General features: G+C 57.7%; 12 protein-coding genes. All 12 read left to right on the top strand.

The window, feature by feature from the left end; all coding sequences use genetic code 11:
* Positions 1-202: 202 nt before the first annotated feature.
* The 12 genes from rplM (at position 203) to pyrH (ending at position 12,909) form a co-directional block, all read left to right on the top strand.
* On the top strand, positions 203-676 hold the full coding sequence (rplM, locus tag RCJ00_RS00485) for a 50S ribosomal protein L13 (protein WP_023459084.1): 474 nt from the start codon (positions 203-205) through the stop codon (positions 674-676).
* A 2-nt stretch (positions 677-678) separates the two neighbouring features.
* A complete protein-coding gene (rpsI, locus tag RCJ00_RS00490; RefSeq protein WP_316219627.1) occupies positions 679-1,158 on the top strand; it encodes a 30S ribosomal protein S9 in 480 nt (159 codons plus the stop codon).
* A gap of 134 nt (positions 1,159-1,292) precedes the next feature.
* A complete protein-coding gene (argC, locus tag RCJ00_RS00495; RefSeq protein ID WP_316219628.1) occupies positions 1,293-2,231 on the top strand; it encodes an N-acetyl-gamma-glutamyl-phosphate reductase in 939 nt (312 codons plus the stop codon).
* Positions 2,232-2,248: 17 nt separating this feature from the next.
* On the top strand, positions 2,249-2,470 hold the full coding sequence (locus RCJ00_RS00500) for a hypothetical protein (RefSeq protein ID WP_316219629.1): 222 nt from the start codon (positions 2,249-2,251) through the stop codon (positions 2,468-2,470).
* Positions 2,467-2,724, top strand: a complete 258-nt coding sequence (locus RCJ00_RS00505) for a DUF1467 family protein (RefSeq protein WP_316219630.1) — start codon at positions 2,467-2,469, stop codon at positions 2,722-2,724. The genes RCJ00_RS00500 and RCJ00_RS00505 overlap by 4 nt, the downstream gene beginning before the upstream one ends.
* Before the next feature lie 276 nt (positions 2,725-3,000).
* Positions 3,001-4,314, top strand: coding sequence for a proline--tRNA ligase (gene proS, locus RCJ00_RS00510; protein WP_316219631.1), 1,314 nt, complete (start codon positions 3,001-3,003; stop codon positions 4,312-4,314).
* 3 nt (positions 4,315-4,317) lie between these two features.
* Positions 4,318-5,595 carry a lipoprotein-releasing ABC transporter permease subunit gene (locus RCJ00_RS00515; RefSeq protein ID WP_316219632.1) on the top strand — a complete coding sequence of 426 codons (1,278 nt, stop codon included), beginning with the start codon at positions 4,318-4,320 and terminating at the stop codon, positions 5,593-5,595.
* Entirely contained in the window at positions 5,588-6,286 is a 699-nt protein-coding gene (locus tag RCJ00_RS00520; protein WP_316219633.1) for an ABC transporter ATP-binding protein, read from the top strand. The genes RCJ00_RS00515 and RCJ00_RS00520 overlap by 8 nt, the downstream gene beginning before the upstream one ends.
* Positions 6,287-6,575: 289 nt before the next feature.
* The gene (gene dnaE, locus RCJ00_RS00525) at positions 6,576-10,010 is read left to right on the top strand and encodes a DNA polymerase III subunit alpha (RefSeq protein WP_316219634.1); all 3,435 of its coding nucleotides are present in this window, start codon (positions 6,576-6,578) and stop codon (positions 10,008-10,010) included.
* Between the two features lie 179 nt (positions 10,011-10,189).
* Complete coding sequence (gene rpsB / locus RCJ00_RS00530) at positions 10,190-10,972, top strand: 30S ribosomal protein S2 (RefSeq protein ID WP_316219635.1); 783 nt, start codon at positions 10,190-10,192, stop codon at positions 10,970-10,972.
* A gap of 163 nt (positions 10,973-11,135) precedes the next feature.
* Complete coding sequence (gene tsf / locus RCJ00_RS00535; protein ID WP_031239117.1) at positions 11,136-12,050, top strand: translation elongation factor Ts; 915 nt, start codon at positions 11,136-11,138, stop codon at positions 12,048-12,050.
* Between the two features lie 127 nt (positions 12,051-12,177).
* Positions 12,178-12,909, top strand: a complete 732-nt coding sequence (pyrH, locus tag RCJ00_RS00540; protein ID WP_023459097.1) for a UMP kinase — start codon at positions 12,178-12,180, stop codon at positions 12,907-12,909.
* Positions 12,910-12,915: the final 6 nt, after the last annotated feature.

Below are 12,915 nucleotides of genomic sequence, written 5' to 3' on the forward strand. Positions count from 1 at the left end.
CGCCATGGCATGGCAGTGTCACGTTTTTATGACATAAAATAATACGGTAATTTAATACCAAGTGATATTTTGTCAATAAAATCAATGATCTTGGTGCATATTTCGAAATAAATGTACATTGACACGCGGTATCCCCTCATGTACATGACGCCCCTCTTCGTCTGGCGAAGCTTGTTTTCGCCGGAAATCAAAGGATTTTATCATGTTGACCTCCACGACAGCGGCGCTGAAGCCCGCGGATGTCGAGAAGAAGTGGATTGTGATCGACGCCGAGGACGCCGTGCTCGGCCGTCTGGCCTCGTACATCGCCATGCGTCTTCGCGGCAAGCACCTGCCTACCTACACGCCGCACGTTGACTCGGGCGACTATATCATTGTCATCAATGCCGAAAAGGTTCACCTGACCGGCAAGAAGGAAAATGAGATCTTCTACTGGCACACCGGCCACCCCGGCGGCGTCAAGCAGCGTACCCTCGGTCAACTGCTGAACGGCAAGTATCCGGAACGCGTCCTGACCAAGGCTGTCGAGCGCATGATGCCTAAGGAAAGCCCGCTGGCCCGTGGTCAAATGACCAACCTGCGTATCTACGCCGGCGCCGCCCATCCCCACGAAGCTCAACAGCCGGAAGTCATCGACTTCAAGGCGTTGAACCGCAAGAACGTCCGGAGCGCATAATCATGGCCGAACAAGCTCAAGGTCTCGAAGCCCTCGCTTCGCTGTCGTCGAACCCGGTTGAGGCGCCTGCCGCCCGCGTCCAGCAACTCGACAAGTATGGCCGCGCCTATGCCACCGGCAAGCGCAAGAACGCCATCGCCCGTGTCTGGATCAAGCCAGGCTCCGGCAAGTGGATCATCAATGACCGCGAACAGGAAGTGTATTTCGCACGTCCCGTTCTGCGCATGATGATCGCTCAGCCGCTCAACCTGACGGAGCGTGCATCGCAATTCGACGTTTTCGTTTCGGTTCAGGGTTCGGGTCTGTCCGGCCAAGCCGGTGCGATCCGTCACGGCCTGTCCAAGGCGCTGACCTACTATGAACCCGGCCTGCGTGGCGTCCTGAAAGCCGCTGGCTTCCTGACCCGCGATAGCCGTGTCGTTGAACGTAAGAAGTATGGCCGCGCTAAGGCTCGTAAATCCTTCCAGTTCTCGAAGCGTTAATCCGCACGGGTTTCATACTCATGCAAGAAGCGCTTCGGGAAACCGGAGCGCTTTTTCTTTTGTTCCCCGTCCCTGATATTCCCCATCCTGATATTCCTTGCCCCTGATATTCCTTGCCCATGAGGGAGTTCGATATGTCCCATAAAGTTTTCATAGATGGCGAAGCCGGCACAACGGGCCTGCAGATCCGCGAGCGTCTGGAAAAGCGTTCGGATATCGAACTGATCCGTCTCAGTGACGACAAGCGCAAGGACGCCGATGCGCGCAAAGGCGCGCTGAATTCCGCCGACGCCGTCATTCTGTGCCTGCCGGATGACGCGGCGCGCGAAGCCGTATCGCTCATCGAAAATCCGGACGTGCGCGTCATCGACGCGTCGACGGCGCACCGCACCGACGAAGATTGGACCTATGGCTTCGCTGAAATGGCCAAGGGACAACGCGATGCGATACGGGCGTCGAAGCGCATCACCAATCCCGGTTGTTATGCGACGGGCTTCATCGCGCTTGTCCGGCCCTTGGCCGAAGCGGGGATCATTCCGCCGTTCTGGCCGCTGACCTGTAATGCGGTGTCCGGCTATTCCGGTGGCGGCAAGGCCATGATCGCCGAGTTTGAGCAAAACACGACGGCGGATAATTACCGCATTTACAAGACCGACTTGAATCATAAGCATCTGCCGGAAATGACCTTCTACGGCGGTCTGGAATCGCCGCCCGTCTTTATGCCGGCCGTCGGGCGCTACGCCCAGGGCATGATCGTCGAAGTGCCGTTGCAGATGTGGGCGCTGCCCGATGAGCCGGAGCTTACGAAATTGCATGAGGTGCTGAGCGCTGCCTACGAAGGAGAACGTTTCGTTACGGTCGCGCCGCTCGCCGAATCCAAGGCCACCAAGCACCTTCAGCCCGAAATGCTGAACGATACCAATCAGCTTCTGATTCATGTCTTCGGTGACGAAATCGGCCAACAAGCCCGCCTGGTCGCTGTCCTCGACAACCTGGGCAAGGGGGCGTCCGGCGCCGCTGTACAAAACCTCAATCTCGTATTAGGGGTGGAGGAAGGTCTAGGCCTCAAATAAGTCGGCACAGGGATACTATGGCGGAAACACGGTCGAACACATTTCAGGTTCTGGCGGTTGTTGCCATCATCCTGGTCGTCGCCATTACCTGCGCCGTGGCTTGGCTGGCGCTGCGCGTTGACCGGCAAGGCGCGGGCGGTTTTCCATGGTACGCGTTGACGCCCGTCTATATCGCTCCGGTATGGATTGCTGTGATCGCCCGCCGTCACCGGAAAAAGAACAACGAGGAACGCCGATGAACCCGATTACCTGGGCTGCCATCTATCTGATGATCTGGTGGGTGACGTTTTTCGCCATTCTTCCGCTGTGGAACCGGACGCCGACCGAAGAAGGAACGCTGACGGAGCGCGGGCATGACCCCGGTGCGCCGATCACGCATAACCTTTGGAAGAAGGTCAAGATCAACAGCCTTGTCGCGCTGGTGGTGTGGATCGTGGTGATGCTGTTCATGTTTGTCTTCCGTTTGCCCTTACCCAATATACCAAACGCCTGACGATAGACCTTGCGGCAGGTGTCGCGAATCCGCCGCATTTTTTGTCCATTAGGTCTTCACTCGCAGACGCCTGCGTGCCCGTCGCGGCGGCGCATCCAATCTAAAAAGTGCCTTTCCCTTTTGGGTTCAAGGCATTAGAGCGGTGATAGATGAGGTCGAGTCGACCATTGCTCTAAATTTTGTTTGGCGCGCATTTTAACCGATAAAGGGCTTACACTTTGCCGGAATGCGCTCTAGGGTGCGCAGCCTTTCGCTTTCAGATAACGGATTCTTGTCATGCGCCTGTCGCGCTTCTTCCTGCCCCTTCTCAAAGAAAACCCTGCCGAGGCGCAGATCGTCTCGCACCGTCTGATGCTCCGGACTGGCATGATCCGCCAGGAAGCCGCCGGCATCTATGCATGGCTGCCGTTGGGCCTGAAGGTACTCAAGAAGATCGAGAAGATCGTCGAAGAGGAAATGACGCGCGCTGGCGCCATCCAACTGCTGATGCCGACCCTGCAACTGGCCGACCTGTGGCGTGAATCCGGCCGTTACGAGGATTACGGCCAAGAAATGCTGCGCATCAAGGACCGTCACGACCGGGAGATGCTATATGGGCCGACCAACGAGGAAATGATCACGGAAATTTTCCGCGGCACGGTGCGCTCCTACAAGGACCTGCCGCTGAACCTGTTCCACATCCAATGGAAGTTCCGCGACGAGCAGCGTCCCCGTTTCGGCGTCATGCGCGGGCGTGAGTTCCTGATGAAGGATGCTTATTCGTTCGACATCGATGAGGCGTCGGCACGCAAGGCCTATAACCGCATGTTTGCGGCCTACCTGAACACCTTCTCCCGGATGGGGCTGAAGGCCGTGCCCATGCGCGCGGATACCGGTCCGATCGGCGGCGATCTTAGCCACGAATTTATTATCCTGGCGGAAACCGGTGAAAGCGCTGTCTTCTGTCACAAGGATCTGGTCGACATGCCCGCTCCGGGCAACGATGTCGATTGGGATAACCTGGAAGGCGTGTTCGAGGAACGGACGGCTTTGTACGCCGCCACCGAGGAAATGCACGATCCGGAAGCCTTCGCCAAGATCCCCGAAGACAAGCAGTTGTCGGCACGCGGTATCGAGGTCGGCCATATCTTCTACTTCGGCGAAAAATACTCCAGGCCGATGCGTGCCGTGGTCAATGGACCCGACGGCGAGATTACCGTGCACATGGGCTCTTATGGCGTCGGCGTATCGCGTCTGTTGGGTGCGATCATCGAAGCGTCGCATGACGAGGCGGGGATCATCTGGCCGGAAAGTGTCGCGCCGTTCGAGGTCGCCATTATCAACCTGCGTCAGGGCGACGCTGCCTGCGATGCCGCATGTGAAAAGGCTTATAAGGCTCTGACCGGTGCTGGGCGCGATGTCCTTTATCACGACAGCGATGAACGCGCGGGCGCCAAGTTTGCGGCGATGGACCTTGTCGGCGTGCCGTGGCAACTGATCATAGGGCCAAAGGGGCTGGCTGACGGTCAGGTGGAAATAAAGAACCGCGCCACCGGAGAACGTCATACCGTGCCCTTCGATGAGGCCCTGGCACAACTGTCGAAGGCGTAGTGCATGGGGGCGCTGTTCGGCTTCAAGGCCTGGGAATTCGATCTCGCCTTCAAATATTTGCGTACCAAACGTAAGGACGGCGGTATCGCCGCCATCGCCATCATATCCTTCATCGGGATCATGCTGGCAGTGACGGCCCTTATCAGCGTCCTGTCGGTGATGAACGGGTTTCGCGATGAGATGGTGTCCCGGCTTCTCGGCTTTGGCGGTGACGTCTATGTCGCGGGCGCGCCGCTGAACGATTTCGCCCATCGTGACGACATGTTGAAGCGGATCGCTGCCGTTCCGGGCGTGACGCAGGTGACGCCCCATATCGACTCTCCGGGGCTTGTACAAAGCGCCCACGGCGATGCCATGCCGACATTGATGCGGGGCGTTATTCCCTCGGCCATCAAGGCGACGCCGATTATCCGTGACAATATCAAGGGCGGTTCGTTGGCCAATTTCGGCGTAGGCGACTACGGCGGCGACACAATCCTCATGGGGGACGATCTGGCGCAAAATCTGGGCGTCAACCCGGGCGATGAAGTCACCCTGATCTCACCGGGCGGTTCGACGGCCTTTGGCGCCGCGCCGCGCCGTAAGGTCTATACGGTAGGTGGACTGTTCAATAGTGGCGTCAGCGATATCGATCGTCTCTTCATCTACTTGCCGATTACGCAGGCACAACTGTTCTTCGATCGCGAAGACGAGTGGGACCAGGTCGAGATCAAGGTCAAGAAGCCTTACGAGGTTGAATCCTATCAACCGGCCATCCGCAACGCCGTGGGCGGGCAGGGGGCCTTGGTCTACAACTGGAAAGAACAGAATGCATCTATGTGGGGGGCTCTGAAGATCGAGCGCACCGCCATGCGTTTCATACTGTTCTTCATCGTCATTATCGCCATGCTCAATATCATTTCCGGCATTGTCATGCTGGTGAAAAACAAGACGCGCGACGTGGCCATCTTGCGTACAATGGGCGCAGACCGGGCGGCTATTTTACGCATCTTCTTTATAGCCGGGACGACGATTGGCGCTTTGGGTACCGCGTGCGGGCTTATCATCGGCGCGCTGTTCTGTACCTTTATCGGCCCGATCCAACATTTTCTCGAATGGGTCTTTCACACCAAACTGTTTGACCCGAGCGTCTATTATCTCGACGCGGTCCCAGCCAAGATGGAGCCGACCGAAGTGGCTTTCGTTGTGATCGCCTCCTTCCTGGCCGCCTGTGTCTCAACCTTCTTCCCGGCGCTCTGGGCATCGAAACTCGAACCTGTGGAGGCCTTGCGCTATGAATAAGCCCGTCCTGTCGCTGAAAGGTTTGCACCGGGAGTATGCCCTGGGCGATGGTCGCACTCTGGCCGTTCTGAAAGGTGTGGACCTTGAGGTTCAGCCGGGAGAGTTGGTTGGGCTGGTCGGCCCGTCCGGCTCGGGAAAGTCGTCGCTGCTGCACGCCGTTGGCTTGCTGGAGGCTGCACCGAATGCCCGGCTTGTTATTGACGGCGAGGATTTTCATTCCACCGATGAGCGAAAACGGACGGCCGCGCGCCTGCAAAAAATCGGCTTCGTGTATCAGTTCCACCACCTTCTGCCGGAATATACAGCCTTGGGAAACGTGGCACTGCCGCAACGGATTCTGGGGCGTCCGGTGAAAGAAGCCGAAGCGCGGGCGCGTCACTTGCTCGAAGCGCTGGGACTGGGCCAACGCCTTGACCACTTGCCTGCACAGCTGTCGGGTGGCGAACAGCAGCGTGTCGCCGTAGCGCGGGCTCTGGCGAATAAGCCGCGTCTGCTGCTTGCGGACGAACCGACCGGCAACCTGGATCCGGCCACCTCTCAGCAGGTGTTCGACGCCCTGAAAGCCATCATAAAAGAGCAGGGCGTGGGGGCGTTGATCGCCACCCACAACCTGGAATTGGCGCGTCACATGGATCGGGTGGTGCGTTTGTCGGATGGCCAATTAGTGCCGATGGACTTCGCGGCGGAATAAATCCACAAAACTCTCAACAGCTTATAACTTTGTTCCGCTGTGGACAAGATTCCAGCTTGCGCGTGGAACAAAAGGGGAATATAGAACAAATCAAGAATTGAGAACATTCGAAGAACTTATAGCTTCAGAACGAGGATGTGGAAAAATGGTCAGCGCCCTGCATAACCTGTTGTCTTTCGTAGCCGTTACGGGCTTTGTCGTTATCATGTGCCATGTGCTGTCGCTTGCGGCCTGAGTCGCGACTGAGTCGCCGGAGCAGATGGCCATAGCCTTTTAACAGGAGCGGGCCTTGAGCGAAGCATTTGTCCATCTTAGGGTGAAATCGGCTTATTCGCTCCTGGAAGGCGCCATCAAGGCCTATGACATGGGCAAGCTGGCGCACAAGCAGAATATGCCAGCCGTCGGAATCGCCGACCGTTGCAATCTTTTTGGCGCTCTTGAATTTTCCCAGTCCTGTAAGGACTCCGGCGTTCAGCCCATTATCGGATGCTCCCTGCCTGTCCTCGGCATAGGTGGTATGCCTGCCGAGCGTTGGGGCAAAATTCCAACCGTGGTTTTGTTCGTACAGAATGAAGCCGGATATCTTAATCTCACAAAACTTTCCTCCATTGCCTATGTCGACGCCGATGCGTCCGAAGAGCCGCATGTCCGCTGGGATCAAGTGGTTCAACATAATGAAGGTCTGATCCTGCTTTCGGGCGGTTTTGACGGTCCCGTTGACGTCATGTTCCGCCAGAACAAGGCCGATGAGGCAAAGGCCGCGTTGCGGGCCATGCAGGATGCGTTTGGCGACCGGTTTTACATCGAGTTACAGCGTCACGACGGCAGCCCACATGGCGGCATCAAAGGGAGCGCAACGGAATTCGGCCTTGTCGAATTTGCCTATGCGAACGATGTGGCTTTGGTAGCGACCAATGATGTGCAGTTCGCGACCCGCGATCTAGCTTCGGCACATGAAGCGCTGCTATGTATTTCCGACGGCGCCTATATGGGCCAGGATGACCGCCGCAAGGTGACCAAGGAGCATTGGTTCAAGCCGGCTTCGGCTATGCGGGACTTGTTCGAGGATTTGCCCGAAGCGTGTGACAATACCCTTGAAATCGCCCGCCGCTGTGCCTTCCTTGTCAATAAGCGCGATCCGATCCTGCCGCGTTTCGATACAGGCGCCGGTCGGAATGAGGCCGAAGAACTGGCTTATCAGGCGCGTGAGGGGCTGAAGGATCGCCTCAAGCAAATCAAGCTGGCCGTGCCCGAAGAAGACTATTGGGCGCGCCTCGAGCGGGAAATCGGCATCATTCAACAGATGGGATTTCCGGGTTACTTCCTGATCGTTTCCGACTTCATTAAGTGGGGCAAAAACCACGATATTCCCGTCGGACCAGGCCGGGGGTCTGGGGCCGGGTCCGTTGTCGCCTGGGCATTGACCATTACCGATCTCGACCCCTTGCGGTTCGGGTTGCTGTTTGAGCGTTTTTTGAATCCGGAACGGGTCTCCATGCCCGACTTCGACGTCGACTTCTGTCAGGAACGGCGCGAAGAGGTTATCAGCTACGTCCAGGAAAAATATGGCCGCGACCGTGTGGCCCAGATTATCACCTTCGGTACCCTGCAAGCGCGCGCGGTGCTGAGGGACACCGGCCGTGTTATGCAATTGCCGCTCGGCCAGGTCGATCGTCTGTGCAAGATGGTGCCAAACAATCCGGCCAACCCGACGACCCTGGCCCAGGCCATTGAAATCGAGCCGCGTCTGAAGGAGGCGCGTGACGACGATGAGGCGGTCAAGCGGCTGCTGGACACGGCGTTGAAACTGGAAGGTCTGTACCGCAACGCGTCGACCCACGCCGCAGGTATCGTCATCGGCGATCGTCCTCTGACAGAATTGGTGCCCCTTTATCGCGACCCGCGGTCGGATATTCCCGCGACCCAATTCAATATGAAGTGGGTGGAAAGCGCGGGACTCGTTAAATTCGACTTCCTTGGTCTAAAGACCTTAACCACGCTCAAGCGTGCGCAAAACTATCTGCGCAAGCGTGGAATCGATATCAATTATACCACCTTGCCGCTCGACGATGCGGCTACCTATGAGTTACTTGCATCAGGCCAGTCAATTGGCGTGTTCCAGTTGGAAAGTCAGGGTATGCGCGATACCCTGCGCAAGATGCGCTGTGGCTCCCTGGAAGAAATCACCGCCTTGATTTCTCTCTATCGCCCGGGACCGATGGATAATATCGATACCTATGTCGACCGTAAGTTCGGGCGCATGGAAATCGATATGTTGCACCCCAGCCTTGAGCCTGTGCTCAAGGAAACCTACGGGGTCATCATCTATCAGGAACAGGTGATGCAGATTGCGCAGATCCTGTCCGGATATAGCCTGGGTGAAGCCGACCTTTTGCGTCGCGCCATGGGTAAGAAGAAGAAGGAAGAAATGGACTTGCAAAAGGCAAGGTTCATTTCGGGCGCCAAGGAAAAGGGTGTTGATGAGCGCCAGTCCGATAGTATCTTCGAACTGGTGAACAAGTTCGCGGGCTACGGTTTCAACAAGTCGCACGCGGCGGCCTATGCCTTTATTTCCTATCAGACTGGCTACTTGAAAGCGAATTATCCGGTCGAATTCTTTGCGGCCTCGTTCAGCCTCGATATCACCAATACCGACAAACTGGCTGTTTTTTACCAGGACGCGCGGCGCTTCAACGTCACGGTGCGACCGCCGGATATCAACCGGTCCATGGCCGATTTCGACGTCGAGGATGGCGAAGTCCTGTATGCGCTGGGCGCCATCCGCAATGTGGGCTTCGAGGCCATGTTGAGTGTTGTTCAGGCACGTGAGGAGGGGGGGCGGTTTACCGATCTCTTTGATTTCCTAGAACGTATCGATCCCAAGGCGGTGAATAAACGCGCGCTGGAAAACCTGGCCAAGGCGGGAGCTTTCGATTCTATCCATCCCAATCGCGCCCAGATCGTCGCCGCAGCGGACATTTTGATTGCCTACGCCCAGAGCATGGCGGCAGACCGGGCGGCCTCCCAGGTCAGCCTGTTTGGCTCTAATGAATCGTCTCGGCCGCGCTTGCCGAAGGTCGCTATGACGTCGGGCCCTGCGCGCCTGGACGAAGAACTGGCGGCGATAGGCTTTTATCTGTCGGGCCATCCGCTTCAAGATATGCTTGATGTCTTTAAGCGCCGTAACGTTACCCTATATGCCGACGCCTTGTCTTTGGCCGCCGAGGGGCGTGAGGCATTCCGCATGGCTGGTATCATTCGTCGCAAACAGGAGCGCGCGGCGGCGGGATCGGGCGACAAGTTCGCCTTTGTTACGCTTTCGGACCCGAGTGGTGAATATGAGGTCCTATTCCCACCCGAATCCTTGCGTAAAAACCGCGATCACTTAGAGGTCGGGGCGTCGATTGTCCTGAAGGTGCGTAGCAAGGGGCGCGACGGAGAGGTGCGCTTCTTCGGCGATGATGCGCAACCGATGTCAGCCGTCCTTAATACCGGGGAGATGGGACTGAAGGTCCGTGTTCTGGCCAACGTCATCGACCTGGCGGAGTTGCGCGAGAAGGTCGAGGCTTCCAAGGCGACGAAGGGGGGCGAAATAAGCGTTTCAGCGGATTTGGGCGGCGAGGGGGAGATCGAGTTCAAGCTGCCGCATCGCTATAGCCTGGATGCCCACTTGCGCGGCGCTTTGAAACATATGTCCGGCATTCTGGAAATCGAAGACGCCTGATCGGAATTTTTATGCGTCGCAAGGCTTGATTTTTCTTACAATTGTGACTAGGTGCACGCCATCTCACACGCAGATGCGCGCCGTCTTTCTTTTGAAGACAGCGTTCCGAGGCTAAAACGGGCATGGGCCCGCCAGGCTTTTCTATCTGCGGAGGATTATCGGAAGAAGGATACAACATTATGGCTATGCCTGAAATCTCCATGCGTCTGCTGCTCGAAGCCGGCGCCCACTTCGGCCACCAGACGCACCGCTGGAACCCGAAAATGGAACGCTACCTCTTCGGTTCGCGCTCCAACATCCACATCATCGACCTGTCGCAGTCTCTGCCGCTGTTCCACCAAGCCCTGCTGAAGGTACGTGAAGTGGCTGCTGCCGGTGGCCGCGTCCTGTTCGTCGGCACCAAGCGTCAGGCGCAAGGCCCGGTCGCGGCGTCCGCCAAGCGTTCGGCCCAATACTATGTCAACCACCGCTGGCTCGGCGGCACCTTGACCAACTGGCGCACCATTTCGGGTTCGATCGCTCGCCTGCGCGAACTGGAACAGGTTCTCGACAACAATCCGGCCGGCCGTTCCAAGAAGGAACTGCTGACCCTGACCCGCGAACGCGAAAAGCTGGAGCTGTCGCTGGGTGGTATCAAGGACATGGGCGGTATCCCCGACCTGATGTTCGTGATCGACACCAACAAGGAAGGCATCGCCATCCAGGAAGCGCGCAAGCTGAACATTCCGGTGATCGCGATCCTCGACTCGAACTCCGATCCGGACGGCATCACCTATCCGGTTCCGGGTAACGACGACGCCGCACGCGCCCTGCAACTGTATTGCGACCTGGTCGCCGACGCGGTTCTGGACGGTCTGGCTGCCGGTCAAGTGGCTTCTGGCCGCGATCTGGGCGCCTCGATCGATCCGGTCGAGCCGGCTCTGGTTGCCGAGGATGCCGCTGAGGCTTCCACCGAGGCCTAAGGCTTCCTATATGGGGGCCAACGTCGATAGTTGGCCCTATCGAGACTTGCAGCAGCTTAAGGCCCCCACGTTGTTTTTTGGGTGGCTTTAAGCTGTTGCTGAATTGACATGTACCGCGGCTAAGACGCTGCGAGAACTTAAACACTAAACTTTGGAGGATTTCATGGCTGAAATCACTGCTGCCCTGGTTAAGGAACTGCGCGAAAAGTCGGGCGTGGGTATGATGGACTGCAAGAAGGCGTTGGCCGAGAACAACGGCGACATCGACGCATCCATGGATTGGCTGCGCGCCAAGGGCCTTTCGAAGGCCGCCAAGAAGGCTGACCGCGTCGCCGCCGAAGGTCTTGTCGCCATCGCCACCAAGGTCGAAGGCAAGGGCATGACCGCCGCCGCCGTCGAAGTGAACGCCGAAACCGACTTCGTGTCGCGTAACGACCTGTTCCAGGCCCTGGCCCGCAACGCCAGCAAGGCCGCGCTCGATGTCGATACCGTCGAAGCCACGGCGGCTGCGGTGAACGACGAAATCACCAACCTGATCGCCACCATTGGCGAAAACATGGTTGTGCGTCGTTTCGCCAAGTTCAGCGTTTCGGAAGGCGTTGTCGCCACCTACATCCATAACGCCATCGCGCCGGACCTCGGCCGTATCGGCGTTCTGGTTGCCATCGAGTCGGCCGGTGACCCGGAAGCGCTGAAGGACATGGGCCGCAAGGTCGCCATGCACATCGCCGCGACCCAGCCCTTGTCGCTGAACGTCGAAGACCTGAACCAAGAACACGTCGAACGCGAAAAGGCGGTTCTGACGGAACAGGCCAAGGAATCCGGCAAGCCGCTGCAGGTTATCGAAAAGATGATCGAAGGCCGCATCCGCAAGTTCTACGAAGAAGTCGTGCTGCATAAGCAAGCCTTCGTCATGAACCCGGATCAGACCGTCGAGCAACTGGTCGAAGAAACCGCCAAGACGCTCGGAACTCCGGTGAAGATCGTCGGCTTCAACCGTCTCGCCCTCGGCGAAGGCGTCGAGAAGAAGACCGAAGACTTCGCTGCCGAAGTCGCATCGATGATGGGCGGCCAATAAGCCATTTCCATTACGGCAATCGGGGCGTCGGCATTTGACATGCCGGCGCCCCTTTTTTATGACAAAACGGCGCTAAAGCGCTAAAGCCTTCTTACCCTGACGCCTGACTGATTCCGGAGCCTGCCAAATGACCATCCCATCTTCGGAGCCGCTCGCCTATAAACGCGTTTTGCTCAAGGTCTCCGGCGAAGTGCTGATGGGAGACCAGGGCTTCGGTATCGATATGAAAACGGTCCAGGCCGTCGCCGAGGAAGTCGCCGCTGTGGCGCGTCTGGGCGTGGAATTGTGTCTCGTTATCGGCGGGGGCAATATTTTCCGTGGTTTGTCGAAAGCCGCGGGTGACATGGAACGCTCCAGCGCCGATTACATGGGTATGCTGGCCACGGTCATGAATGCCCTGGCCATGCAAAACGCGCTGGAACGTCAAGGGATTGATACGCGCGTCCAATCGGCGATCCAGATGAATGCCGTGTGCGAGCCCTTCGTACGCCGCCGCGCCATTCGCCACCTTGAGAAGGGCCGGGTCGTCATTTTCGCCGCTGGAACGGGCGCACCATATTTTACGACCGATACGGCGGCTGCCTTGCGTGCAGCAGAAATGAATTGCGACGCCCTGTTCAAAGGGACCTCGGTCGACGGTGTCTACACGGCGGACCCTAAGAAGGATGCGACCGCCGAACGTTATGACAATCTGAGCTATCTCGAAGTCTTGTCCCGCGATCTGAGGGTGATGGACGCGTCGGCCGTATCGCTGATGCGGGAAAACCATATTCCGATCGTCGTTTTTTCCATCCGTACGCCGGGTGCGCTGAATGAGGTCATTCACGGCCGCGGCACCTATACCGTCATCAAGAAATAAGGAGGG

The sequence above is a fragment of the Asticcacaulis aquihabitans genome (genome assembly GCF_032490435.1).
Taxonomy (GTDB): Bacteria; Pseudomonadota; Alphaproteobacteria; order Caulobacterales; family Caulobacteraceae; genus Asticcacaulis.

Bases quoted from the DNA above. Each gene is read 5' to 3' on its own strand.
- rplM (WP_023459084.1), top strand. From the start codon at position 203: ATGTTGACCTCCACGACAGCGGCGCTGAAGCCCGCGGATGTCGAGAAG.
- rpsI (WP_316219627.1), top strand. From the start codon at position 679: ATGGCCGAACAAGCTCAAGGTCTCGAAGCCCTCGCTTCGCTGTCGTCG.
- argC (WP_316219628.1), top strand. From the start codon at position 1,293: ATGTCCCATAAAGTTTTCATAGATGGCGAAGCCGGCACAACGGGCCTG.
- RCJ00_RS00500 (WP_316219629.1), top strand. From the start codon at position 2,249: ATGGCGGAAACACGGTCGAACACATTTCAGGTTCTGGCGGTTGTTGCC.
- RCJ00_RS00505 (WP_316219630.1), top strand. From the start codon at position 2,467: ATGAACCCGATTACCTGGGCTGCCATCTATCTGATGATCTGGTGGGTG.
- proS (WP_316219631.1), top strand. From the start codon at position 3,001: ATGCGCCTGTCGCGCTTCTTCCTGCCCCTTCTCAAAGAAAACCCTGCC.
- RCJ00_RS00515 (WP_316219632.1), top strand. From the start codon at position 4,318: ATGGGGGCGCTGTTCGGCTTCAAGGCCTGGGAATTCGATCTCGCCTTC.
- RCJ00_RS00520 (WP_316219633.1), top strand. From the start codon at position 5,588: ATGAATAAGCCCGTCCTGTCGCTGAAAGGTTTGCACCGGGAGTATGCC.
- rpsB (WP_316219635.1), top strand. From the start codon at position 10,190: ATGGCTATGCCTGAAATCTCCATGCGTCTGCTGCTCGAAGCCGGCGCC.
- tsf (WP_031239117.1), top strand. From the start codon at position 11,136: ATGGCTGAAATCACTGCTGCCCTGGTTAAGGAACTGCGCGAAAAGTCG.
- pyrH (WP_023459097.1), top strand. From the start codon at position 12,178: ATGACCATCCCATCTTCGGAGCCGCTCGCCTATAAACGCGTTTTGCTC.